Source organism: Gillisia sp. Hel_I_29, assembly GCF_000744275.1.
Taxonomy (GTDB): domain Bacteria; phylum Bacteroidota; class Bacteroidia; order Flavobacteriales; family Flavobacteriaceae; genus Gillisia.
Genome location: NZ_JQLP01000003.1, coordinates 305,336 through 331,816, shown reverse-complemented (window position 1 = coordinate 331,816; position 26,481 = coordinate 305,336). Strand labels below are relative to the sequence as shown.

Annotated in this window: 22 protein-coding genes and 1 pseudogene; 13 read left to right on the top strand and 10 right to left on the bottom strand. The window is 32.7% G+C overall.

Features of this window, described 5'->3' with window-relative positions; translation table 11 throughout:
- Positions 1 to 104 precede the first annotated feature (104 nt).
- The 5 genes from P163_RS05055 to dnaN all read left to right on the top strand — a co-directional run bounded on the left by P163_RS05055 (position 105) and on the right by dnaN (position 4,977).
- Positions 105 to 935, top strand: coding sequence for an S-adenosyl-l-methionine hydroxide adenosyltransferase family protein (locus P163_RS05055; protein ID WP_034888290.1), 831 nt, complete (start codon positions 105 to 107; stop codon positions 933 to 935).
- 2 nt (positions 936 to 937) lie between these two features.
- Positions 938 to 1,234, top strand: coding sequence for a putative quinol monooxygenase (locus tag P163_RS05050; RefSeq protein ID WP_034888289.1), 297 nt, complete (start codon positions 938 to 940; stop codon positions 1,232 to 1,234).
- A gap of 15 nt (positions 1,235 to 1,249) precedes the next feature.
- Positions 1,250 to 1,987 carry a gliding motility-associated ABC transporter permease subunit GldF gene (gene gldF, locus P163_RS05045; protein WP_034888288.1) on the top strand — a complete coding sequence of 246 codons (738 nt, stop codon included), beginning with the start codon at positions 1,250 to 1,252 and terminating at the stop codon, positions 1,985 to 1,987.
- A gap of 3 nt (positions 1,988 to 1,990) precedes the next feature.
- Complete coding sequence (gldG, locus tag P163_RS05040; protein WP_034888287.1) at positions 1,991 to 3,661, top strand: gliding motility-associated ABC transporter substrate-binding protein GldG; 1,671 nt, start codon at positions 1,991 to 1,993, stop codon at positions 3,659 to 3,661.
- 197 nt (positions 3,662 to 3,858) lie between these two features.
- Positions 3,859 to 4,977: a DNA polymerase III subunit beta gene (gene dnaN, locus P163_RS05035; protein WP_034888286.1), complete on the top strand. Its 1,119-nt coding sequence runs from the start codon at positions 3,859 to 3,861 to the stop codon at positions 4,975 to 4,977.
- A gap of 67 nt (positions 4,978 to 5,044) precedes the next feature.
- On the opposite strand, the gene P163_RS05030 is transcribed toward dnaN, so the two are convergent.
- The 3 genes from P163_RS05030 to P163_RS05020 all read right to left on the bottom strand — a co-directional run bounded on the left by P163_RS05030 (position 5,045) and on the right by P163_RS05020 (position 7,090).
- Positions 5,045 to 6,154, bottom strand: a complete 1,110-nt coding sequence (locus P163_RS05030) for a capsule assembly Wzi family protein (protein WP_034888285.1) — start codon at positions 6,152 to 6,154, stop codon at positions 5,045 to 5,047.
- Positions 6,155 to 6,202: 48 nt separating this feature from the next.
- On the bottom strand, positions 6,203 to 6,487 hold the full coding sequence (locus P163_RS05025; protein WP_156100655.1) for a hypothetical protein: 285 nt from the start codon (positions 6,485 to 6,487) through the stop codon (positions 6,203 to 6,205).
- A 261-nt stretch (positions 6,488 to 6,748) separates the two neighbouring features.
- Positions 6,749 to 7,090, bottom strand: coding sequence for a DUF4870 domain-containing protein (locus P163_RS05020; protein WP_034888283.1), 342 nt, complete (start codon positions 7,088 to 7,090; stop codon positions 6,749 to 6,751).
- Between the two features lie 102 nt (positions 7,091 to 7,192).
- On the opposite strand from P163_RS05020, the gene mnmE reads away from it, so the two are divergent.
- On the top strand, positions 7,193 to 8,605 hold the full coding sequence (gene mnmE, locus P163_RS05015) for a tRNA uridine-5-carboxymethylaminomethyl(34) synthesis GTPase MnmE (protein WP_034888281.1): 1,413 nt from the start codon (positions 7,193 to 7,195) through the stop codon (positions 8,603 to 8,605).
- Positions 8,606 to 8,882: 277 nt separating this feature from the next.
- On the opposite strand, the gene P163_RS05010 is transcribed toward mnmE, so the two are convergent.
- The 4 genes and pseudogenes from P163_RS05010 to P163_RS04995 all read right to left on the bottom strand — a co-directional run bounded on the left by P163_RS05010 (position 8,883) and on the right by P163_RS04995 (position 12,394).
- The gene (locus P163_RS05010) at positions 8,883 to 9,653 is read right to left on the bottom strand and encodes a membrane protein (protein WP_034888279.1); all 771 of its coding nucleotides are present in this window, start codon (positions 9,651 to 9,653) and stop codon (positions 8,883 to 8,885) included.
- Between the two features lie 112 nt (positions 9,654 to 9,765).
- Positions 9,766 to 10,347 (bottom strand): phosphatase PAP2 family protein, encoded by a 582-nt coding sequence (locus P163_RS05005; protein WP_034888278.1) that lies wholly within the window; start codon positions 10,345 to 10,347, stop codon positions 9,766 to 9,768.
- Positions 10,348 to 10,429: 82 nt separating this feature from the next.
- A complete protein-coding gene (locus P163_RS05000) occupies positions 10,430 to 11,644 on the bottom strand; it encodes a sensor histidine kinase (RefSeq protein ID WP_051931151.1) in 1,215 nt (404 codons plus the stop codon).
- 76 nt (positions 11,645 to 11,720) lie between these two features.
- A pseudogene (locus tag P163_RS04995) lies at positions 11,721 to 12,394 on the bottom strand (response regulator transcription factor).
- Between the two features lie 263 nt (positions 12,395 to 12,657).
- Between P163_RS04995 and P163_RS04990 the strand changes: the two are divergent.
- Positions 12,658 to 13,422 (top strand): exodeoxyribonuclease III, encoded by a 765-nt coding sequence (locus P163_RS04990; RefSeq protein ID WP_034888277.1) that lies wholly within the window; start codon positions 12,658 to 12,660, stop codon positions 13,420 to 13,422.
- A gap of 100 nt (positions 13,423 to 13,522) precedes the next feature.
- On the opposite strand, the gene P163_RS04985 is transcribed toward P163_RS04990, so the two are convergent.
- From P163_RS04985 to P163_RS04975, 3 genes are all read right to left on the bottom strand, one after another.
- Positions 13,523 to 13,744 (bottom strand): CDGSH iron-sulfur domain-containing protein, encoded by a 222-nt coding sequence (locus P163_RS04985; protein ID WP_034888276.1) that lies wholly within the window; start codon positions 13,742 to 13,744, stop codon positions 13,523 to 13,525.
- 166 nt (positions 13,745 to 13,910) lie between these two features.
- A complete protein-coding gene (locus P163_RS04980; protein WP_034888275.1) occupies positions 13,911 to 14,453 on the bottom strand; it encodes a hypothetical protein in 543 nt (180 codons plus the stop codon).
- 42 nt (positions 14,454 to 14,495) lie between these two features.
- The gene (locus tag P163_RS04975) at positions 14,496 to 16,349 is read right to left on the bottom strand and encodes an adenylate/guanylate cyclase domain-containing protein (RefSeq protein WP_051931147.1); all 1,854 of its coding nucleotides are present in this window, start codon (positions 16,347 to 16,349) and stop codon (positions 14,496 to 14,498) included.
- 455 nt (positions 16,350 to 16,804) lie between these two features.
- On the opposite strand from P163_RS04975, the gene P163_RS04970 reads away from it, so the two are divergent.
- From P163_RS04970 to P163_RS04945, 6 genes are all read left to right on the top strand, one after another.
- Positions 16,805 to 17,746, top strand: a complete 942-nt coding sequence (locus P163_RS04970) for a YitT family protein (protein ID WP_081891288.1) — start codon at positions 16,805 to 16,807, stop codon at positions 17,744 to 17,746.
- Positions 17,691 to 18,281: an HD domain-containing protein gene (locus tag P163_RS04965; protein ID WP_034888274.1), complete on the top strand. Its 591-nt coding sequence runs from the start codon at positions 17,691 to 17,693 to the stop codon at positions 18,279 to 18,281. The genes P163_RS04970 and P163_RS04965 overlap by 56 nt, the downstream gene beginning before the upstream one ends.
- A gap of 224 nt (positions 18,282 to 18,505) precedes the next feature.
- On the top strand, positions 18,506 to 20,860 hold the full coding sequence (locus tag P163_RS04960; protein ID WP_034888273.1) for a PAS domain-containing sensor histidine kinase: 2,355 nt from the start codon (positions 18,506 to 18,508) through the stop codon (positions 20,858 to 20,860).
- Between the two features lie 112 nt (positions 20,861 to 20,972).
- Entirely contained in the window at positions 20,973 to 22,067 is a 1,095-nt protein-coding gene (locus P163_RS04955; RefSeq protein ID WP_034888271.1) for a sensor histidine kinase, read from the top strand.
- A gap of 144 nt (positions 22,068 to 22,211) precedes the next feature.
- Positions 22,212 to 23,435: an exonuclease subunit SbcD gene (gene sbcD, locus P163_RS04950; protein ID WP_034888269.1), complete on the top strand. Its 1,224-nt coding sequence runs from the start codon at positions 22,212 to 22,214 to the stop codon at positions 23,433 to 23,435.
- Entirely contained in the window at positions 23,432 to 26,473 is a 3,042-nt protein-coding gene (locus P163_RS04945) for an AAA family ATPase (protein WP_034888267.1), read from the top strand. The genes sbcD and P163_RS04945 overlap by 4 nt, the downstream gene beginning before the upstream one ends.
- Positions 26,474 to 26,481: the final 8 nt, after the last annotated feature.

The window sequence follows — 26,481 nt, the reverse complement described above, 5'->3', positions numbered from 1 at the left end:
TTAAAAATTATCAGGTTCTAGTTATATAAAATTTATCTTAGCCTGCTATACAAACTTACACAAAATAACCTTTTAAGCCTCTTAAAAAATATTAACAATTGCCTATGGCTATCATTACTTTAACGACTGATTTTGGAGAGAAAGATCACTTTGCCGGAGCCGTTAAAGGCACTATATATTCTGAGATGAGCGATGTTAGAATTGTTGACATTTCACATTCTATTTCTCCATTTCATATTACTGAAGCGTCATACATTATAAAGAATGCCTATAAATGTTTTCCAAAAGGAAGCATTCATATTATTGGTATAGATTCAGAACTAACTCCAGAGAATAAGCATTTAGCAGTTCTTCTAGATGACCATTACTTCATTTGTGCTAATAATGGTATTTTATCATTAATAGCTTCAGAAATAAAACCACAAAAGATCGTAGAGATCAATATTCATAATACGGTAGAATCTAATTTTCCGGTGCTTGATGTTTTTGTAAGGGTTGCGTGCCATATTGCTCGAGGTGGAACCCTAGAAGTAATTGGGAAGACTATTGAAAATTTAAAGTATCTAAAAGAAGTAGAACCCTACTTAAATTCAGATAAAAATCAGATCATTGGGCATGTATTATATATAGATAATTATGGAAATGTAGTAACTAATATCTCTCGAAAATTATTTGAGAATACAGGTAAAGGCAGAAGTTTTGGGATTACTGCCAGAACAGCAAAATTTCAAGAGATCCATGAAACATACAGCGATGCCATTAATTTTAAATTAGACAAAGAAAAACGAGAAGAAGACGGTAAGAAGTTGGCTATTTTTAACTCTGCGGGTTATATAGAACTTGCTATTTACAAAAGCAATCCAAGTACTATAGGAAGTGCCTCTACCCTATTTGGATTGGAATTGCGCGATACCATTACCATAAAATTTGATTAAAAATGTTTGTAAGAATTGTAAAACTAGGATTTGATCCTGCTAAAATTGAGACCTTCTTAGCAGATTTTGAAATTCAGAAAGCTAAGATCAGAGCTTTTGAGGGATGCTTGTTCCTAGAACTTTATCGGGATAAAAACAATACCAATCAGTTTTTTACGTATAGTTATTGGAGCGATGAAGATTCTCTAGAAAATTACAGAAATTCTGAGCTCTTCAAAGATATTTGGGCAAATACCAAAATTCACTTTAATCAGAAACCTGAAGCCTGGAGTGTAGATAAATTGGTAAGTTTAGAATAATTTAAAGCATAGAAATTGACAGCAATCTTTAAAAAAGAGATACAATCCTTCTTTTCCTCGTCTACGGGATACCTTGTTATTGGTATATTTCTAGTAATTAATGGTTTATTCTTATTTGTTTTTGGCGGTAATTACAACATACTGGATTATGGATTTGCAGATCTAAGTCCATTCTTTGACCTGGCACCTTGGATATTTATTTTTCTTATACCGGCAATAACTATGAAAAGCTTTGCTGAAGAAAGGAAAATGGGAACTATGGAACTTCTACTTACAAGGCCTATAGGAAAATGGAATCTTGTTCTGGGTAAATTTTTAGGAACTTTTACACTCGCCCTTCTAGCCTTAATTCCAACCTTTATTTATGTTTTTACAATCTATAAATTAGGAGATCCAATTGGTAATTTGGATGTTGGTGCTACCATTGGGTCTTACATAGGTCTATTATTATTGGCTGCCAGTTATATAACTATAGGGTTGTTTTCTTCTGCATTAACCAACAATCAGATCACCGCTTTTATTATTGCAGTGTTCTTATGCTTTTTTACTTTCTTCTTTTTTGAAGGGTTGGCTAATTATCAAATATTTAAGGATAGTACCTATGGATTGGAATATCTAGGTATTAATTATCACTATAAAAGCATGAGTCGCGGAGTAATTGATACTAGAGATCTAATTTACTTTTTCAGTTTAATTACCTTCTTTATTTCTCTTACCTATATTAAGATCTCTGCTAAACTTAAGAACCACTAAGTTTTGAAAAATAATTCTAGTATAAAATATATCGCTCTTCTTTTTCTAGGTCTTGTGCTAATTAACTTTCTTGCATCACAATACCATCAAAGATTTGATCTTACTGAGGATAGCAGATACACCCTATCTCCTGCTGCGAAAGACATTATTGCAGATGTAAAATCTCCCGTAATCATAGATGTTTTCTTAAAAGGAAATTTTCCCTCAGAATTTAGAAGGCTTGAGAACGAAACCAGACAAATGCTGGAAGAATTTTCAGCATACAATTCTAATATAAGATTCAATTTTATAAACCCTTTAGAAGAAGGTGAAGATGCCAATGCTATTGCAGAAGAATTCTACAAATTAGGAATGAGTCCGGCAAGAGTAAATGTTCAAGAAAATGGGAAAGCTAGTGAAACTCTCATCTTTCCATGGGCCACTGCAAATTTTAATGACAGAACTGTAAAAATTTCGCTCTTAAAAAATACACTAGGTGCAACCAATGAAGATCGTGTAAATAATTCTGTACAACAATTAGAATATAATTTTGCTGATGCGCTTAGTAGATTGGTTCATAATAAGGAGAAGAAAATTGCCGTTATGCGTGGTAACGGAGAATTGGGAGATGCTTATATAGCAGACTTTATTAAAACCGTGCGCCAATACTATTATGTAGCGCCTTTTACCTTAGATTCTGTATCTAAACATCCTCAAAGAACACTACAGGAGCTTAATGAGTTTGACCTTGTTCTAGAGGCTAAACCAACGATAGCATATACAGAAGATGAAAAACTGGTTCTAGATCAATACTTAATGCAGGGAGGTAAGGCTTTATGGCTAACAGAAAATGTTGCTATAGAAACAGATAGCCTTTTTAATGAGCTTGGAGCTACCCTAGCATTTCCTAGAGCGCTTAATCTTGGCGATCTTTTCTTCTCATATGGGGTAAGAATTAATCCGGTATTAATAAACGACCTCTATTCTGCGCCTATTATCTTAGCTCAAGGAAACGGAAGTGAAACGCAATTTACTCCATATCCATGGTTCTATAGTCCTCTTACCAGTTCTCTAAACACCCACCCAATAATCAATAACATTGAAGCGGTAAAATTTGATTGGGCAAATAATATAGATACTCTTAAAAACGGAATAAAGAAAACGATCTTGCTTACCAGTTCTCCCAGATCTAAAATTGAAGGCGTACCAAGAGAAATAAATTTGAACATTATTAGTACCAAGCCAGATATATCAACCTATAATGCCGGAGAGCAACCTTTAGCCGTCCTCCTGGAAGGGGAATTTAAATCTGTATATAAGAATAGAGTAAAACCTTTTGATCTTAAAAATGGATTGGATAAAAGTGTAAATACATCAATGATCGTAATTTCTGATGGAGATGTTATTAAAAATCAATTACAAAAAGGACAGCCTTTAGAACTAGGTTTTGATAGATATACTGGAAATTCTTATGGCAATAAAGAATTCTTATTAAATGCTGTAAATTATCTTTTAGATGATTCAGGCTTAATAGATATTAGATCTAAAGAGGTGAGCATTGCATTTCTAAATGTAGAGAGAATAGCAGAAGAAAGATCTTTATGGCAGTTGCTAAATGTGGTGCTACCAATACTATTATTAAGTATAGGTGCCTTTATGTTTGGTTACTATAGAAAGAAGAAATATAAAAAATAGGATCTTCAAATCTGCCAACTGCAAAGAATCTATTAAATATTAACAAAATCTATATATAACAAAATTAAAAAGTACTGATTTAAAGCACTTTAAATGATTTATTATAGATTTGAATGTTAATAAAATATCTCCATATGTACTTTAGTTTTTCAAGTAATAGGATATATTTGTAGTGATTAAAAATAATCGATACGTCCATGAAATTTATTGTATCCAGTACATATTTGCTTAAACAGCTTCAAATTTTAGGAGGAGTTATTAATAATAATAACACGCTACCTATTTTAGATAATTTTTTATTCGAATTAAAACAGGATGAATTAACTGTTTCTGCTTCCGATCTTGAGACTACCATGTCTGCCAAGTTAAAAGTAGAATCAGATTCTGAAGGAGCTATTGCAGTACCTGCAAAATTGCTTTTGGAAACTCTTAAAACATTTCCAGAGCAGCCTTTAACTTTTGTAGTAGAAGATAATCATACCATAGAGTTAAGTTCTAATCATGGTAAATATGCGTTAGCGTATGCAGATGGTGAAGAATTCCCTAATGCTGTAGAGCTTAATGAACCAAGTAGTACAGTAATACAGGGTGATGTTTTGGCAACAGCTATTTCTAAGACCATCTTTGCTTCTGGTAATGATGATCTAAGACCGGTAATGAGTGGTGTTTTCTTTCAGTTCTCTACGGAAGGAATCACTTTTGTGGCAACTGATGCTCACAAATTGGTAAAATATTCTAGAGAAGATGTTTCTGCATCGCAAGCTGCAGAATTCATTATGCCTAAAAAACCTTTGAACTTATTAAAAGGAATTTTAGCAGGAAGCGAAACCGATGTACTTATAGAGTACAACGATTCTAATGCGAAATTTACTTTTGAAGATACGCAATTGATCTGTAGATTGATAGATGGTAAATATCCGAACTACGAAGCAGTAATTCCAAAAGAGAATCCAAATAAACTTATTATAGACAGAAGTCAGTTTTTAAGTTCTGTAAGAAGGGTTTCTATTTTCTCGAATAAAACTACGCACCAGGTAAGACTTAAAATTGCAGGTGCAGAGCTAAATATTTCTGCAGAAGATATAGATTACAGTAACAAAGCAGAAGAACGTTTAACGTGTTCTTATGCTGGAGATGATATGCAAATTGGGTTTAATTCCCGTTTCTTAACAGAAATGTTGAATAACCTGAATGCAAATGAAGTTCAGTTAGAAATGAGTCTTCCAAACCGCGCAGGAATTTTAACTCCTGTTGATGGCCTTGATGAAGGTGAAAAAATTACCATGCTTGTAATGCCGGTAATGCTTAACAATTAGAATACTTTCCAATTATATTGTTTGAAACCGTTAGTTATCCTTAACTAGCGGTTTTTTTTATTCTTACTTAAAATTGTTTACTCAATCTTAGTCCGGCGCCGAGGTTAGAATCTTCAGAAGAAAGATCTGCTCCTATTTGCACATTCAACTTAATAAATGAATCTAATAAGCTAAGATCGATGAGTGCAGAAACTAGCTCATGTGGCATTGTAAATCTACCTCTGGGATCATCCTCTCGAAACTCTTCTCCTTCAGTATCATTTAAGTTTCGAACATGCCCATTATTGTTCCTATAACTTATCAATAATTTATACGGAAATTTTTGAATGATAGTACCCAAAATTCCAAAGTGGTGAACTATGATCCTATTATTTCCTATTGAAGGCTTTTTATCATTACCGTATTGATTGATGGTAAAAAAGGGCATTCCGATAACATCCCCTTTATAGGTCCATCCAGATTGATACATCCCATTATTAAAGTAATTATCCCATTTATGAATTAAAGGACTTCTTTTATGACTTTGATCTTTAGTATAATAAAATTCATACATGAACTTTTGAATCCAGGGTTTATCATTAAAAGTAAAATCTGTTAGATCTATGTACAATCCATACCTACCATCGGGTCTATTATAATAAAGCATACCAGAACCATCTTCAAATATGTGGCTATACATAAATTCGTAATAAATATTATTGATCACCTTACTAATTCTAAGCTCATAAGAACCTAGATGATTTCCCAAGGCATTGGTTTGTTCACCTATATATGAATTGCTTTCTCCACCTTGCCCCGTTACTATCCTCAGGTAATCTTTAAATGTTCGTGGCTGTTCTCCAATATGATCTTCTGGAGATTCACCAGCCCATTGAGCAAAATGCTCTATACCTAATTTTAGCTTAAATTTAGTGTTAGACCTATAGTTAAGGAAAAGAGACTTTTTATGAACACGAGTATTCTTCACAAATCTATCGGAGCCATCTCCCATTAAAAATTCACCCCAACTACCGGAAAGGCCAATATGATTATTAAATAAGAAATAGATAGGTTCTCTAATTTTAAGTTCAATTCCAGGCAAAGGTTTGGCGTTTATAGACCATAACATATTCCCATTAGTTCCGCTTAAACCATGATACAATTCTTCATGCTGTTTAATACCAATTACTGCTCGCAACCATTTATTATCATACTTTAAATAAAGTTCATCGAGATCAAAATTATCTTACCTTCCTGCATCCTGAGCCATTGCTCCTACTCCAAACTCTATATTTGAATTAGGGGAAAATTCATAATTAGCGGTTACATGAGACCATGCCGAAACAGTAGTAGCGGCATTTACTCTTCCTCTCTTATTAGAGTAAAACCAAAATGGCAGATCCTTTTTAGTGCTAAGATAACTTTCAATGGTAGCATCTCCAGAAAAAGTGACCTGAGCATTTCCCATCATTTGAAAAAGAATTAAAAAAAGAAAAGTAATTAGTCCTCGAAATATTGATTTCCAGATCATACGTCGTATATTTTGCCTGTAAGGCTTTAATAATTGGTAGGTTCTAGAACACTATAAAATTGAAGAAATTTGGAACGTAAAGCTTTAGTTTATAAGCTTTTACAATTTAACATAATTTTATTAACAAACTACATATAATTTTATCTCTCTTTAGAAATCAAGACGAAAATTCTAACATTTTAAAATAGATGCATAAAAAAAGAGTTCCGAAGAACTCCTAGAAATATGTTGAAAATGAGGTGAAAAATATGAAATGGATTACTATTTTAAAATATTGATAGTAAATGGATAATTGGGAATTTCACCATTACTCACTTTTATGGCGTTGATTATTGGAAATACCAGCATGATCAAACCAACTAGTATCAGTAATAATAAACCTAATCCGAAAAGGAAAATTAGTGGTACACAAATTAACGAGTAGATAAAAAGTGAGATCTGAAAATTCAAGATATCTCTTCCTTGTTGATCTAAACCTAGAACCTTGTCTTTTTGTGTAAGCCAGATAACTAGTGGCACTATGAGTCCGCCAAACCCTGTAATAAGATTAAGTAACTGACTAAGATGTGTTAGTATTAATAATTGTCTGTCTTCTCTTAACATGATGAAATTATTTTGGATGATTGATTAACCTATTTATAAGTACCTGTTTTCTTTAATAAGTTACAGTGGAATCCTGTCTTTTATCTTTCTTATCTTTGCCGCATGAGATTAAATGATACCATAGTTGCATTGGCTACTCCACCCGGAGCCGGTGCTATTTCAGTAATTCGAGTTTCTGGTCCAGAAGCTATAAATATAGTCGCTCCCATTTTTAAAGCGAAGTCTAACAAAGAAATTACAGAGCAGCCCACACATACACTGCATTTAGGAAACATTGCAGATAATGAACGCTTGATAGATGAAGTGTTGGTTTCTATTTTTCATGGACCAAGATCATACACTGGAGAAAATACTACGGAGATCTCATGCCATGGAAGTCCATATATTCAACAAGAGATTATTCAATTATTGATTCGAAAAGGATGTAGATCTGCAGAAGCTGGAGAGTTCACATTAAGAGCTTTTCTAAATGGAAAAATGGACCTAAGCCAGGCAGAAGCTGTTGCCGATCTTATTTCTTCTGAAAATGCCGCATCTCACCAAATGGCTATGCAACAGATGCGTGGAGGGTTTAGCAACGAAATTCAAAAATTACGTCAGGAATTACTCAATTTTGCTTCGCTAATAGAATTAGAATTAGACTTTGCTGAAGAAGATGTAGAGTTTGCTAACAGAGATGAATTTAAAGGTTTAGTATCTAGAATCCAGCAGGTATTAAAAAAATTAATTGACTCATTTGCAGTTGGAAATGTACTTAAAAACGGAATTCCGGTAGCTATTGTTGGAGAACCTAATGTTGGAAAATCCACATTGCTCAATGCGCTTTTAAATGAAGAAAGAGCGATCGTTTCAGACATTGCAGGAACTACTAGAGATACTATAGAAGATGAAATGAGTATTGGCGGTGTTGGGTTTAGATTTATAGATACTGCGGGGATAAGGGAGACCAAAGATGTAATTGAAGGTCTTGGTATAAAAAAGACTTTTGAAAAGATAAGCCAGTCGCAAGTAGTAGTGTTCTTAGTAGACAGCAGCAAATTAAAGGCAGAAAGAAGCAGGTTGCATGAAATACATGTTGAATTGGAAAAGATCAAAAATCAATTTCCATTAAAACCATTAATTATCGTTGTCAATAAGATAGACAGACTTTCTGAGCAGGATATTGATGCGCTTAAAAGTTCTTTAGATGATATTGATGGAGCAACACTTCAATTATTATCTGCTAAATCTGGAGAGGGAGTTGAAGATTTAAAAGATAAGCTATTGCAATTTGTAAATACAGGAGAACTCAGAAATAACAACACTATTGTTACTAATAGCAGGCATTATAATGCATTATTAAGTGCTTTAGAAGAAATCAATAAAGTACAGGAAGGTCTAAATCATGGTTTATCTGGAGATTTAATGGCAATCGACATTCGTCAGGCATTATACCACTTTGGAGAGATCACTGGTGAGATCACTAACGATGATCTTTTAGGGAATATTTTTGCGAACTTCTGTATTGGGAAATAAAATCTAAATTTCTTTTATACTTATGAATGCTCATCAAGATATATAAGCATTGGTATTAAAGTGTTCTGATTTAAAATAATAAGCTATTTCTGGCATTTACCTAGAATCATCCTTAACAAAAGATCATACTTTGGCATGTGTTACTATCGCGTTAGAAATTTTAGTTTACAAAATAGCAGTCCCAATAGTGCGTTTGGCGTATTATTATCGTCGTGAAGAGTAAAGACACTTTTAAATGGATAAAAATTAAAATAACTGTAATTAGGGTTTTATTGACTTAAGAAATCAATTTTTGAGCTACTTGATTTTTATGACTAAAAAACACCAAACCACTTAATAGTAAAATGCAAACTATGGTTGCCGGAACCGTACCCAGGTCAAATCCACCTTCCGCACTAGTTTTTGTAAGTAGGTCGCCAAAGGTTGCTCCAAAAGGTCTGGTAAATACAAATGCCAGCCAGAATAAGATCATACTATTAATTTTAGATATGTAATGCAATAGTACTACAACTACAATAACTGCTGCAGTTATTAATGCTCCTTCCAAGTAAGAAAACCCTGCGTTATCGCTTAAATAATCTCCAAAAGCGGTCCCCAAACTGTTAGAAAATAAAATGGCTATCCAATAGAACAATTCAACATTTTTGCGTGAGATTGGATATACTTCGATCTTTCCAATACGCTTCTTCCAAATAATTAAAGTGCTTAGCAAAAGAGTTATGAGAATTATTGAGCCAGCTAGGTAACCCAAATTAAGAGTTCTATCCATAAAGTCTGATATTTCTGTTCCTACGGTGGTAGTACCAGCAATTACTAGCCAATATAAGGTTGGACTAAATTTCCTAGCTTTTAGCTGTATAAATAAGGTGATGATAAAAAATATACCGGTAATAATAAGGCCAATTGTATATCCTAAATTCAAGGTGTGTGCTAATAGATCTCCAAGCGTTTCCCCTAGCGTTGTTGCAATAATCTTCATTACCCAAAACAATACAGTGATCTTAGCTACTTTATTAAATACAAGTAAATTCTTAGCAGTTTGTTCCATAATAACTATTTATTGAATCCATATTTTCTAACACGAAAGGCATTCAGAACATTTATATCTACATAGATTGAAAACTTTTCCTAATCATCTAATCTCAACATTTATTCAAAGCTTAAAACATATATTTAAAACCTATCATATGAGAGTTTTCAAATTTAGAATAGGTGAGTTCCATATGTTCCATTTCATAATCTGTGGTAAAAAGTAAATTACTGCCCAACCCAATGGCTGCTCCGGCTAGCACATCAAGAATATCATGCTTTTTAGAATCTATTCTACTAGCTGCAGTGTATCCTGCAATTATATAAGAGGGAATAGCATATTTAAAGCCATATCTTTTATTAATAAAACCGGCGCTATGAAATACTGTAGAAGTATGTCCTGATGGGAAGGAGTTGTCATTACTTTGATCTGGTCTTGGTTTATTAATACCAATCTTAAGTCCGAAGGTGATGACTTCTGTAAGTACAAAACCTTTAGTAAATTGCCAAACCCCCTTATCATCATCAAGAATTAAACTAGTTCCTAAAGTGGCAGCAGGAAGAACAAATAAGAACACATCTCCCACTCGTTGTACCGTACCTACTTTTGGCTTAGTCTCGCTTGTGTCCTGTGCTTTTAGCTGAAATGTAAAAAATGAAATAAGACAGACCGATATTACGATTCTATATAAAGAAGAATTAGATCTATGCACTCGCTTAATTTTAAAATTGATAATTGGGCACTAAAAATTATATCAATAAAAATAATACCGAATTCTAAAGCAATCTTAAAGCCTACTCTATTTTAAAATCTATTTCGAAGACGTGTTTTACTTTCTGGCTAGAACCTGTGCTAATATTTATTTCAGAAAAATGGTAGGTAGGCTTAAAGCCATAATAATCACATATCTTTTTGATAATAGAAAGTCCAAGTCCGGTAGAATCTGAACGGTTTCCCTCCTTATAATACCTTTCAAAAATCTTATCTGGATTTTGTAAAGCTTTATCGCCGTTGTTAGAAATACTTAAAATATTTTCGCTAAGGGTAACTTCTATTGTAACATGATCTTTATTATACTTTATAGCATTTGAGATTAGATTGTTACAAAGAATTATGGCTAGAGATCTATCCATGGATACATATAGGTCGTTTTTTATAACAGTTTTGATATCTTCTGAAGTTAATTCTCTAAAATTCGCTACCACTTCTTTAATTATAGTAGAAAGTTTAATTTCTTCAATACTCGAAAATTGATCATTGTCGATCTTTGCCAGAAGGATCAATTTCTTGTTTAGTTGTTTTAATCTAGAGATATCTGTTTGTAGGGAGGATATTTGTTGAAACTGGATTTCATTGATCTCTGTGGTATTTATAAAATTATCGATCTTAGCTTGCATGATCGCCAAAGGCGTCTGCATTTCATGAGAGACGTCTTCGGTAAATTGCTTAAGAATTTTATAATCTGTCTGAATCTTGGTGGTAAGCAGTTGCATTTCTACTTGTAACTCATAAAATTCTAAAATATCTGAATCTTCAAAAATCAATTCTTTATCAGATTTTAAACTAAAATTCTTGAGTCTGTTCAAATTAGTAAAAAATGGTTTCCATAGTATCTCATTTCTGGATCTGTTGATATAAAAAAGAAAAATGAACGCAAGAATGAGTATTGCTAAAAAAGTAAGAACAATAACAAGTAGAATATCTTCAGACTCAATAACCATAGCTCTTACCGTAATTCTATAATATTCCCCCTTTATTTGAGTTGTTTGTGAAAGCTGCTCAAAAAGTTCAACCTCGTCTTGAAGAGGATCGAATATTAAAGTGTCTTTTAAAGAAATCTTCTCTGCCTCATTTACCTTTTCCACCATCATTATAGGTGGAATTCCTTTGATGGTTTGATCTTCCCGAAGCAACCGCTCTACTCTATCTTTGTTGGAAAACAGCTCTTCCTCTACTTCATTCTGCAATAATTCTCTTGTGAAGAAGAACAAGCTTATAGTAGATAGCATTAATAAGATTAATGCTGTCTTAAAAAAAGTCTTAGAGGCCTTTCTTAGTAATGGGGTTTTATGTGAAGAAAGTTTTTTAATCTGCTGTAAATTTATAACCGCTAGCATAAGCAGTTTGTATATATTTTGCCCCCTTAGAAGTTAGTTTCTTTCTGAGATTATTTATGTGTACATAAATAAAGTCAAAATTATCTAACAGATCACTACCACACCCCATAGATGCTCCGCGATTATTGCTTTAGATAAAATTCTATTTTTATTGGTTATAAAGAATAAAAGAAGATCATATTCCTTTCTAGTAAGTATAATTGGACTATCTAAAATAAACACAGTTCTGGCCAAAGTGTCTACACGAATCTCATTAAATACTATGGCATCATTACCTCCAAATTGTCTTCTTCTTGTAATAGCTTTTATACGGGAATTTAATTCTGCTAAATGAAAGGGCTTTGTGAGATAATCGTCTGCGCCCAAGTCTAACCCTGTAAGTTTATCTTCTAGAGAACTGTTTGCTGAAATAATAATGACTCCACATTTTTTATTTTGTTGCTTTAGCTTCTGAAGTAATTGTAATCCACTACCAGATACTAAATTGATATCTAGAACTACTACGTCATATTCATAAAGTTCTAATTTCTGGGAAGCTTCTAAATAATCTGATGCTGTTTCGCAAACATTACCATCATTGCTTAGATAGGTAGCAATGGAATTTCGAAGTTCATTTTCATCTTCAGCAATTAGATATTTCATTTATAAAATATTTGGACCTCAATGTAGTTTGAAATCCTTAAGATATTTTAAAGTTAGCATGTTAAACCAGAATCACCTTATGTTTTATCAAAATAGAGCGATATTGAAATTCAGAATTAATTAAATAACTATTTTATTATGAGCTCTTATCATAAGTTACTAGTTGATTTTATTCTGGTACTATTTCAAATAACACCTGCTCTACAGAGAGTTTCCGGAAAAATTTTGAGATATTAGATTTCTAATTTATTTTATAATAATTTATGAAGATCATCTCATGGAACGTTAATGGCATTAGAGCCATCGTGAAAAAAGAATTCTTTGAATCTGTTAAAGCATTAGAACCAGATATCTTATGCCTTCAGGAATCTAAAGCACAAGATATCGAAATTGAAAAAGCAGTTTCAGAAATTCAGGATTTTCAACTTTATAGCAATTCTGCAGAGAAAAAAGGCTATTCCGGTACTGTAGTTCTTAGTAAGATCACTACCAAACAGGTGAAGAACAACATCGGAATAGATATACATGACCTTGAGGGTAGAGTGATAACGGTAGAATATTCAGATTTCTATCTGGTAAATGTGTATGTCCCCAATTCTGGTCAGAAATTAGAGAAATTAGAATATAGAACTCAATGGGATAAAGATTTCTTGAGCTATTTAAAACAACTAGAAAAAACTAAGCCTGTTATAATAACGGGAGATTTTAATGTTGCACACAAGGCTATAGATCTTAAGAACGATAAATCTAATTATAATAAGACCGCCGGTTATACTCAAAAGGAAATTGATGGTATGGATAATTTACTCGCTGCCGGATTTGTAGATGTATTCCGCCACTTTCATCCAGAGAAAGTTGCTTACACCTATTGGAGCTATAGATTTAAATCTAGAGAAAAAAATACCGGATGGAGATTGGATTATTTCTTAGTAAGTAGCTCGCTTCTAGATAAAATTAGCGCTATTAGCATTTTACCCGAATATATGGGTTCAGATCATTGCCCTATAGCTTTAGAGATTCAGTTCTAAAAACCTCGTAAACTTTGGATATTTTTTAGTTAAATAGCTAATAATAGAAAAGAGCAACTTATAGTAAAGTTGCTCTTTTATATTTAGATTAAGAATTAATCTATTTCTTTGGCGGTAATGAAAATGCTACGGCATCATGTTCAAAATGATTTCTGTGGGCTCCATCACAAAAAGGCTTATTCTTAGAAAGACCACATCTGCATAAAGAAACTACATCTCTCCCACCAAGATCATACTCATTCCCATCCTTATCTACAATTTCAAAATCTCCCTGAACCTTTAAAGATCCATTGTTATTCACAACTAGTTTTGTCTTACTCATAATAATTATATTTTAGGTATTCATTTAAGATTCTTCGCTTTTCGAATTGAACTTCTGGTTCAATTCTTCAAAGAAAAGAAAATTAGTCAAAACTATATCTGCGAATTATGAAAAAGAAAAATGCAGCGATGTTTTTAGGTCACTGCATATATTTCTCTGAGGAGTTTTAATCTATAGCAAGCATTTTAAGCTTAGGGTCTATATCATAAATTCTTGTAGTATCTTGATTGATCATTATTCTGATATTATAATATTCCAGACCTTGAATTTTTTTATTTTTGATCTTACCCACTACAACACCCTTCTTATTAGGATCTTTAAAAGTCTTATCTAAAATTTGAGATCCTCCGTCTGTTTTTCTAAAGATCTTTATAATTTCTACAACGTCTCTACTATCGGCATTTTTAGCAATACCTCTCCAATAGATCTTTTGATTTTTTTCTACTACAGATACAAAATCTTTAGGCTTACCAAAATTCTCACCCCTATCATCAGATAATGTAACCATCTCCTCAATATTATATCTATCTATACTATCTGTATTTACTGTAACTAGCACATTAGTATCCTTTTTAAAATTGATCTTTTCTTCGGTGCCATAGACTGATTCACTATTAGAATGTTGCTTTTTACCAGCAAATAATAAGGTGAATAAAACCAGTACTACCAGAAATAATCCTGTCTTTTTGAAAAAATTGTTTACTTTCATAATTTTGATTTTTAGTTGATAATTGCTTTTAAGATTAACAGATTATTTTGCAGAGAAATCAACATTGCTATTATCTACTTTTGCTGAGTCTTCTGCACTTTTATCACTTACAAAATACATCTGCATCATCCCTTTATTTTTTACTTCTAAAACTCCTCTATCTTCAAATTGAAATTTTTCCTTTACCAATAAATAGGTAGATTGGGAGATATTTATTTTTCCGGTCTCAGAACAGGATTCCATTCTAGAAGCCATATTTACCGTATCACCCCAAATGTCATACACAAACTTCTTACTGCCTACAACCCCTGCTATAAGTGGTCCGGAATTAATTCCTATTCTTATATCAAAAGAAGCGCCTTTATCTTGAGTGACCATTTTGGCACTTTCTACATAATCCAGCATTTCTATAGCAGCATTAATAATTTTAGTTGCATGATCTTCTAGCGGAAAAGGAACGCCACCAGCACACATATAGGCATCTCCAACGGTTTTGATTTTCTCTAAACCATACTTCTCTACGATCTTGTCAAATTTTGAGAAATACAGATCTACAGTTGCCACCAGGTCTTCTGGAGGGAGATTCTCTGCATAATGCGTAAAACCTACAAAATCTGTAAATAAGACACTTACTGCGTTAAATTTCTTTGCTTTTACTTTACCTGTTTCTTTCAATTCCTGAGCAGTTTCAGCAGGCAAGATATTGAGCAATAAATGTTCAGATCTGTTTTTTTCTCGCTCAATGATCAATTTTGTTCTACGTATAAATCTATTTCTTCGGTAGAGTCCGAATGCCAGTAACAACAGTAAAAAGCAAGCAATGACTATAGCTATAACAATGTTTTTCTGATATCGTTTTTGCTGACTCAAAAGATCTACCTCCGCCTGTTTTTGAGATACTTCAAAGTCTGTTCTAAGATCAGCCATTTCTCTTATAGATCTAATATTCCTAAAACTATCTCTGTAGGTTATATAGTCTTTATAATATCTAAAAGATCTGGAGGTGTCTTTTGTTTTCTCGTAAAGCTCAGAAAGTTTGAGGTTTGCTTCAGCTATAGAATTCTTAAATCCATAAGTATGTGCAGCTTCCAAAGCTCGTTCTGCATAAATCTTTGCTCTGGCATCTTCTCCATTTTCTGAATAAACATTTGCCAGGGAGATCAAAAATTCTGATACAGCATCATAAGCATTAATATTTCTTAGCAACGTAATAGCCGCATTCAGGTTTTCTTCTGCCTGAAAATGATTACCCATTTTGGCGTTTATTGTTCCTAAATTGCCGAGACTATAGGCTCTCCCTATATTATAACCTTTCCTTCTAAAAATAGCTTCAGATTCTTTAGTATAGATCTTTGCTGAATCTATTTTCCCTGATCTTAAGTATTCATCTCCGGCATTAAATAGTGCTCCCGCTAAAGTGATAGAGTCTTCACTCTCTCTTAAGATCTTAATTCCTCTACCATAGTAGATCTCTGCATTAGACGAATTTCCGTTAAGAGAATACACATTCCCAATCTCTATATTGCATTTTGCAATGTGCAAGGGACTTTCTGCTATTATAGCATATCGCAAACTGATAAAATATTCTTTTAACGCCTTGTCATAAACTCCCTTCAACCTATAAGCATTTCCTTTTTGGAGATATCCATTATGCAACATTAGAGTGGAATCTTCTGATCTGGCAATCTTTATCAAAAGATTTGAATATTTAAAAATACTATCCGGGTTCGCTTCTGCTGCTGCAATATCAGAAAGCAACTCCAAATCTTTAGTAACCTCACCCTGATTGCGGTACACATTTTTTAAACTATCTGCCAATTTTGGATTTTGCGCTGCAACTCCAAAAACCAGAAAAGAAAATAATGTAGTAAGGGTATATTTTCTTAAATTCTGCATATGTCTATAAGCTATGTGGCGCAATATTTCTTACGCATGTAATTAAATCTATCTTATTTAAGAATCTTAAGGGGAAGATCTAAATTCTAAGAATCTCTTGCATCTTAGAAGTATCGATGATAATTATTTTAATCTTTTAAGATACCGTGGAGTGTATCTTACTATCAATCAAGTTACTAAAGTTAATCGTGGCAAATTACCAATTTCGGTGAAATGTAGTTAATAACTGACTAACGCACAGATAGTTATAATTTGTAAGAAATTTAATCGTCATTGAATCGTTAAAAACCTACAATTAAGATCATGTCAATACTCAAATTCAAGAAAATCTCTAAATATGAATCTGGTTCATTTAAAATACATTAGCATAAAATGCTATTATTTAGAACGTTAGAACCAATATTATCATTTAAAATTAGTAAGTTAGATAGATATCTTTATTAAAATCTAACCTTATGAATACAACCGATAGAGTAAATTGGAGATCTATATTTTCAATTTCTTCCATTCTATACTCTGTGCTTGGTGTATTTGCGGCGATGATTGCTTTAGAAGGTTTTATGTTGCCAAATCATTTTATAGATGGTGGCATTACAGGAATTTCCATAGTATCAGAATCTCTTTTTGGTATCCCTTTTACCATATTCTTAATTTTCTACAATCTTCCTTTCCTTATTTTAGGTTATAAAAGAATAGGAAAAACATTTGCAGTAAGAGCATTTCTGGCTATAGTTCTTCTTACCCTATTAATGTATTTTATAGAAATACCTGCATTTACCAATGATAAGGTTCTAATAGCCGTGTTTGGCGGATTTCTAATTGGGCTAGGTATTGGTCTAGTAATTAGAGGTGGTGGTGTGTTAGATGGCTTGGAGATCATTGCTTTTTATACTACAAGAAATTCTAGTTTCTCTACAGGAGAGATCATTTTGGCTTTTAATGCGGTTATTTTTATAATCTCAGCTTTCGTATTTAGTGTAGAAACTGCTATGTATTCCTTTCTTGTTTATTTTACGGCTATGAAAACATCAGATTATGTAGTAGATGGATTTGAAGAATTTACAGCCTTAAATATTATCTCTAAAGAATGTGATGAAGTTAAAGCTTTAATCGTTAAAGATCTTGGAAAAGCCATTACCGTATACAGAGGAGAACGTGGGTATTTGCCAGATTCTTTTGATATTAAATATGACTGTGACATTGTTATGACCATAGTTTCTAGACTGGAAATTCATAGGCTAAAAGAAGCCATATTAAAAATTGACGCAGATGCCTTTTTCTACGTCCAACGTATAAAAGAAGTAAAAGGAGGTATAGGAAAACATACTAAAGACGCGTTTAATGAACAATCTATTTTATCAGATATCTCAAAGCGTGATGTTAAGGCTGGAAAATGAATTGCCTAAATATCTCACGTATCATGCCCCCTATCACACCAAATATGTGATGGATAGAGCTGTCTTTATAGCTAAGGAAGAAAATATTGAAGAAGAAGATCTGTTTCTCTTAAAAGTGGCTGCTCTTTATCATGATACAGGATTCACAGTGAATAGAGAAGACCATGAGGCTATTAGTTGCAAAATTGCAAATGAAGAACTACCCACCTTCGGCATTCATAAAGATCAGATTGAAATAATATGCGGACTTATAAGAGCTACTAAAATACCGCAAAGTCCGAAGAATAAGTTAGAAAAAGTATTAGCAGACGCAGATCTGGAGTACCTGGGAACAGATAAGTTTCAAGAATTTGGTGATAAACTATATCACGAGCTTTTGCATTATGAACCAAAGTTAGATTTACAGAAGTGGAACGAAATACAATATGATTTTGTGAAGAATCATAAATATCATACCGCATATGGCAGAAAATATCTGGAGCCAAAGAAACAGGAAAATCTGAGGATTCTATTAGATAAAATGCATCAATTATAATTAGGATGTCAATAACTTAAACTTAGGTTATCTCCCCTCAAATTTTATTAAATATTACAGTGTTTTAGATTTTGAATATGCCGCATTATACTTATTGACAGAGTATTTAAAATTGAAGAATAAATCTTTAGCAGAATATGCAAACTGCTAAATTTAATATCAGAATTAAGTGTATTTTGCGTACGTATTTTAACATTTGTTGAACAAGCTGAATTTTGGTGATAATGAATAATTTAAAGGATAAAACTGAAAAATATTTAGTTACAGATGGGTTTAACCAATTAAAAGACACTCTTAATGATCAGTCCTTTTTATTGATGATCATTGATATAGAGAACTTTCGCTTAGATTATTTCAATCATTTATATCCTTTTTGGTCTAATAAATCTAGTAATGAGTATTCTTCCACAGAGGATTGTCTTTTTAAAAAGATAATTCATCCAGATGAATATTTACAGTTTATTGCTCATTTAAAGGAGTGTAGTGATCTTCTTGTTGGGCAAGAAAAGGTTTCTTATTTCCACATCTTAAATAAGGAAGGCTATTATGATAAACACTGCTTTATAGATAGAATCTACAAAGGTTTACCTAATTGCCAACATCAGCAAATCATAAGCATTGCTCAAAAAGTGGAGACAGAGCAGGATTTATTGGATAAAGAGAAAAATCATCTTGAAAACTTAGAGCCAATTTCCAATAGATATCAGCAAATTCTTTCTACCATAGATGAAGCTTACTGCATTATAGAAATGATCTTCGATTTTGAAGGAAATGCTATCGATTATCTCTTTACAGAAAATAATAATGCTTTTGAATATCAGGTGGTGCTGCCAAATGCCATTGGACAAACCATGAAAGAAATGATCCCAGATCATGAAAATAAATGGTTTGAAATTTATGGAAAAGTGGTTAAAACCGGTGAATCTATAAGATTTCAAGAGAATGCTGAAAAACTAGATAATACCTGGTTAGATGTTTATGCCTTTAAACTTGGAGGTAAAAACAGCCAGAGTGTAGCGGTATTGTTCTTTAATATAACAGAGAGAAAGAAACAAGAGCTTGGCCTTCTTAAAGAAAAAGGAGATCTAGAAGTTTCAGCAAAAAAAACCAAAAGAAAATTAAGAGAGAACAACGATCTTTTGCAGATGGTTTTTGATTCTACCAATCTAGGAATTGCTGTTTTTTCTATTATTTATGATCCTCAGGGAAATCCTGAAGATTTCAAATTCATACGTGTTAATGAGGTTTTGAAAAAAATGTATAAGAATGTGAACCCTTTAGGGAAAACTTATTCAACATCTTCTAAATTAGGATTAGAGCTTGGAGCTTTAGCAATGTTCAAAAGGGCTGTAACAGATGGTAAAAACCAGGATGAAGAGTTCTATGTAAACAAAGAAGGCTACAATAATTGGTTTAGAATGACAGCTCGAATTCAGGACAAACTTTTAATAAGTACTATAGAAGATATTACAGACCGTAAAAAAGAATCTCAGCAATTAGAAGAAACTATTAGATTTAAGCAGCAATTAATAACCACCTCTCCAGAAACCGTTATTATAATAAATCTAAATTCTTATACGGTACGTTACATAAATAAAGATATTTATCCAGAAGAAAATCTTACCAAAGAGAGTATCCAAGGCATGCCCATTGGCAACATATTACCATACATTCATCCCAGAGACAGAGAGAAGATCATGAATCTTCATAAGAAGTTATTAAAATCATCAGAAGATGATATTTACGATCTGGACCTTAGGATGAAATTTGACGATTTGGAATGGGAATGGTTTAGCGTTAGAGGAAAAATATTTCATAGAAGAGATGAACACTGGGTAGATGAATATGTGCTCTTAATAAGAAATATAACCAATCAAAAGAATATTCAAAAAGCCTTGATTAGTGCAGAAAAATTATCTATTCAGGGTGAAATCGCTAGAACCTTGGCTCATGAACTAAGAAATCCTTTGGCAAGTATTGGTCTGGCGACAGAAGTTATTAGAAAGAAGTTAGAACTTATGGCTAATAATGAATTTAAAAATTATCTAGGAATACTTAATAGAAGTACAAAAACTTTAAACAATCTAGTAACCAACCTTTTAAATTCTTCAAATTATACTCCTGCAAAGCTAAAAAAAGCAGACCTTGGTAAAATTATAGACATTACCGTAGAGAAAGCTTCAGATAGAATATACCTTTCTGGAATTAAGGTGGTAAAGAATTATAAAGGTTCATTTCCTATTCTGGCAGATCAGGAAAAATTGATCATTGCTTTACTAAATATTGTTGTAAATGCCAGTGAAGCTACCACTCCAGATAAAGGCCTGATAACTCTGGATATCAAAGAACATAAAACAGATTTTATGCTAAGCATTTCAGATAACGGGCATGGCTTGGAGAAAGATCAGATAGATCATCTTTTTGAAGCTTTCTATACCAATAAAGCTACAGGAGTTGGTGTTGGCCTGAATTCTGTAAAAAGTATTTTAGAGGAGCATGATGCTAAGATAAAGGTGGAAAGTAAGCCAAATTTGGGTACTACTTTTAAGATCTACTTTCATAACGCGAATTTGAAATAAAATTATGTTACATTTTTTATCATTTAGTCTTTTAAGTTTAAACATTTTTATAAATTTAATGATATAGCAAAAAAATTAATACAGCTTCAATTGTCTTAATCCCCTACGATTTATGCCAAAGTTTGAAAGATTTTCTGCTGTAACCAATAAATCATATCTTTTGGAGAACTTTTTTCAATATTCTCGTGATTTTTTATGCGTTGCAGGGTACGATGGATACTTTAAAAATGTAAATCCTGCCTTTATTGAACTTTTGGGTTATACAGAGAGAGAGATGCTAAGCAAACCAATTAGCGAATTCATATATAAAGAAGATAGAACAGTTACGTTAAAGAATAGAAATAGTTTAAAGCGAAATATACCTTTGTTAAACTTTGAAAATAGGTACGTTTCTAAAGAAGGAGCTATTATCTGGTTATCATGGACCTCCATTCCAGAACCAGAGAATGAAATTGTATATGCAATAGCAAAAGATGTAACCTATATTAAGAGTAAGGAATTAGAAAGAAATGAATTACTTACTAACCTAACCAAAGCCAATTCAGACCTTAAACAGTTAAGTTATACCTCCTCCCATGATCTTAGATCTCCGGTAAATAACATGTTGTCTCTCTTAGAATTATTAGACCTTTCCAAGATTGATGATGAAGAATCTCTTAAATATCTGGAATTAATTAAACATTCTGCAGTTACTTTAAAAGCCACTATAGACCAACAGGTAGATCAGTTTGCTATACAGGATAGTTTAATTGTAAAGGTAGAAGAACTTAATGTTGAGAAGATTTTAAATGATACACTGGCTTCTATTAGATCTCTTATTACCAAATCTGGAGTTAAGATCCATGTAAATTTTTCTGAATTTACCCACCTAAAATTCAATGCTTCTTATTTACATAGCATCTTTCTAAATTTGATCTCAAATTCCATTAAATATGCTCAACCCGGAATTACTCCTAGAGTTTCCATTGCAGCTGTAAAATCAGAAGATTGCAAGCAACTTATTTTTAGCGATAACGGTCTAGGTTTTAATTTAGATATGGTGAAAGATAGGATCTTTGGTTTACATCAAAAGTTCCATAATCATATAGATAGTAAAGGCATAGGTCTGTATTTGGTATATAATCACATTACCAGTTTAGGCGGTAAAATAACTGTAGAAAGTGAGGTGAATCAAGGAACTACATTTGTTCTAAGTTTCCCCAGATAATTTCAAATTTCTAAATTGCTACTTTGCCCTTTTTTAAAAAAGAAAACTTCCTAATAAATCCTAGTTATTACTAAGCTTAAATTCTTATTTTTCGGAATACAGAATATAAACTTACTTTCATAGCTGGCAAATACTATAATTAGAATGAAAATTCTTCATACTGCCGATTGGCATATCGGTAAAAAATTACATAAACACGAACTTAGCAAAGATTTTGACCTTTTTACAGATTGGTTAAAGGAAGTGATCGTTAAAGAAAGTATAGATCTTTTATTGATTTCCGGAGACATCTTTGATCTTGCAAACCCTTCGTCAGAAGCTAGAGCTCAATATTATAAAGCGCTAATAAAGCTACAAAAGCTTAACTGCAAGATAATAGCTACTGGAGGAAATCATGATTCTCCTACAATGCTCGATGCTCCTAAAGAAATTTTGAAAGCTTTAGACATGGAAGTTATTGGAGGATTGCCTAAAGAACTTGAAGATACTATCATTCCTGTAAAAAATGAACAAGGAAATATAGAAGTTATAGTTGCTGCAATACCATTTTTAAGAGATGCAGATCTTAGATCTGGCACCAGTGCCTCAACTTATGAGGAGCGGTTGCAAGCAATAAGAGAAGGCATAAAAAACGTTTTTTTAGATGCTTGGGAAATTTGTGAGACCAATTACCCGGACATTCCCGTAATTGCAATGGGGCATTTGTTTACAGCAGGGTCTGATACCTCCGAAAGTGAACGAGATATACAAATAGGAAATCAGGCTGCTTTTAACGCCTTACAGTTTGGAGAGAATTTCAAGTATATAGCTTTAGGACATATTCATAAACCTCAAAGAGTTTCTGCCAATATCCCAATTTTCTACTCTGGTTCTCCCCTGCCCTTATCTTTTAGTGAGCGTAAGGATGAAAAGAGAATTTTGATCTTAGATACAACAAAATCTTGGGAACCTGAAAGTATAAATATTCCAATATTTAGAAGGCTCTTAAGAATAAGTGGTACCCTACAAGAAATACAGCAGAAGTTAGAAGAATTGATTTTTATGGGTCAATTAGATTCTTTGATAGAAATTGATATGATTGAAGCTCAATATGATGCACAAAAGATATACATGCTAGATCAATTGGTTAATAATTTTGATAAGAACGGGTTTGAAATTGTAAAGCAAAGAGCTCAATTTACAAATCAAGTTAAAGGTACATCAGAATTATATTCGGAAAATCAACAGCTAGAAGATCTAGCACCTAAAGATGTTTTCTTAGAACTTATTGCTAATCATGCATATAATGATGAGCAAAAAAAAGAGATCCTAAGTGCTTTTGATGAAATAATGGAAGAAGTTCAACATGCTGAAAAATCTGATCAATGAAAATTTTAAAGATAGAATTTACTAACATAAATTCTTTACGAGGTTCTCATGAGATAGATTTTACCAAAGAACCATTTATAAGTAGTTCTCTATTTGCTATTACCGGCCCAACCGGAAGTGGAAAAAGCACCATTCTTGATGTGATCTCACTTGCGCTTTATGGTAAGATCCCTAGAATACCTGGTAGCAGACCAATTTCTAAAACAGATATCGAAAAGTTTGGCACCATACTTACTAGAAATCAGAAAGAAGCCATTGCAAGAGTTACCTATGAGTGCAAACACGGCATATTTAGTTCGCAATGGAATATTTCTACCAATAGGAATGAAAATCTGCGAGACAATGATATGGAAATCTTCGATCATCAAAAGCAGGAATTGATCACTGAAAAAAAATCTGAAGTTCCGGATATGAATGAGGAACTTATTGGTTTAAGTTATGATCAATTTATTAAAGCTGTTCTTTTGGCGCAGGGAGAATTTGCTCAATTCTTAAAAGTCACTAAAAAAGAGCGTGGTGCCCTATTAGAAAAAATTACAGGAACTGGAGTTTACAGATTGCTTGGACAAAAAGTATATGAAAAAAATGGGCTACTCAACAAAGTTATTGAGAAGCAGCAAACAGAGATAGGCATTATTAAGAATGCGCTGATGGCAGATGAAGTTCTAGAGAGCAAAAAGAAGGACATATTAATAAAAACTACTGAATTAGAAAATTTTCAGAAAGATATTGAAGGACTAAAAAATGCTCTAGAACTTAAAAAATCAATTCAGAAACAAGCTTCGGAAATAAGCTCGTTGGAGGATGAGAGGTTATTAGCAGTAAAGAAATTATCTATTTTTGATGAAGAGCATGGCGCTCCTTTAAAGCAACACGAAAAAGTTCAGGATTTCTCAGAAGAATTACGCAACTGGAATTTATATAAGCAAGAGGAAAAAAAGATTAGGGAAGAGCAAATTACAACTGTCCATAGTTCTAAAGCTAATTCAGATAAAATAACAGCATTGCTATCTAACGTTTCTGCATTTACGAGAACAGATACTAACACTAGTAATTTATATCAGCATCTTACCAATTTTAGAGACAAGATCTTAACATTACAAGAGCAGCGAAAAGAAAAGTTGAACGAGCACACGCTAGAAAGAACAAAATTAAAAGCGGAATTAGATCAAACATCGATAGAACTTAATAATGAAAGTCCCAATTCCTTAAAGATCGCTATCAATGAGAGCGTAAATGAAATAGCATATTCCCTAAAAAGCTGGAAGGATGAATTTCAGGTTTCAGAATCAGAAGAGATCGCTAATTTAAGAGCTAAATTTCAGGAGAATTATAAAAAAACCCGAGAGGCTTCTAGAGAATATGCTGCCATAGAAGCTCTGGAAAAAGAGATCTATAGAAATTCTTCTGATCTTGAAAAGATCCAACCGCAATTACAAGAACTTCCAGATAGGATAGATAAACAACAAAAAAAGGTTGAAAATTGTAGGACCAAGGAAGAAAATCTAACTTTAAAAAGAGAAAATGAGCTCTTAAAAGCTAGTTTACAGCAGCATAGACATTCCCTTAGAGATGGAGAAGCTTGCCCTTTGTGTGGAGCTCTAGATCATCCCTACGCAGAGCAATTGCCCGAAAAGGATACTAGTTTAGATCTTAGATTGGAGGAAATTAGAAAAGAATTAGCAATAGAAATTAGCATTCTAAATACTGCGACTACTAATTTGGAAAATTTCAGAAGATCTGCTGAAGAGTTAAAAGCGAATGCAATCAATCTCAAAAATAATTTACAGAAATTAAATGTCAACTTCAAAGCGAAATTTGGAGAATTATCTGGTGTGAAGAATATTCAGGAACTAGAAAAAACCTGTGATGATCTAGAAAAGAAGATTGAAGATCTCAACCAATTTGCTACAGAACAGAAAAAACTTAAACATTTAAAAACAGCATTGCCTATTCTGGACAGATTAGATACTATTCTAAAAGACGGAAAATTACTTAAAGAAAAAATAAATGAACTTTATTCTGGAAATAATGTTCAACAAGAAGTTGAGAACTATCAAAACAATTGGATAAGCTTAGAAAGAGATCAGAAAAACCTGAAGGATACTCAGACAAAATTAGAAAGCGAAGTCGAGCAATTAGTAAAAAAGATAAAATCTTCTGAAGGTGTTTTACTGCCATTACTAAAAGCAAAAGGATTTGTAGCAATTGAAGAGGCTTATGCCGTTTTAATGCATACTAATGAAGCTAACCAATTGCGAAAGGAACGCCAAGAAATTCAGAAAAGTATAGACAATTCTATAGCTTCTTTAAAGCTGCTCAAAATTCAGCTAGAAGAATTAGTGAAAAATGATGTTGAATCTAAAGAAGAAAAAGTTCTGGAACAATTGCAGCTTAAACTTCAGCAATTAGACGCTTTAAGTACAGAATGTAAGGAAACGGAACGAATCATTAAAAATCAGGATGAGAGTGTTTTAAGATTGAATAGCCTTCAAGAGCAGATCGCAGAAAAAGAAAAAGAAACGCGTAGATGGCGAATGCTTAATGAATTAATTGGAGATCGCTCGGGTAATAAATTCAATGATTTTGCGCAGGATCTTAGCTTAAGTAGACTTATTAAGCTTGCAAATGCAAGATTAAAAGATCTTAGTGATAGGTATTTAATAGACAAACCTACAGAAGATGAAGATGATGGATTGGTTGCTATAGATGCTCATATGGGAGGGCAAAGACGTTCTGTAAAGACATTATCGGGAGGAGAAACATTTATTTTAAGTTTATCTATGGCACTTGCACTATCTGATCTAGCTTCCAAAAACGTGGAAATAAACAGCTTATTTATAGATGAAGGTTTTGGGACCTTAGATCCTGAGACTTTAGACCAAACTTTAGATACCTTAGAAAAATTACAGGCAGAATCTTTTAAGACCATCGGAATTATAAGTCATGTAGATTCTTTGAAAGAACGTATTGCTACTCAGATTAAATTAACAAGGAATGGACAAGGCTATAGTACGTTAAAAGTAGAAAGCTTATAAAAAAAACT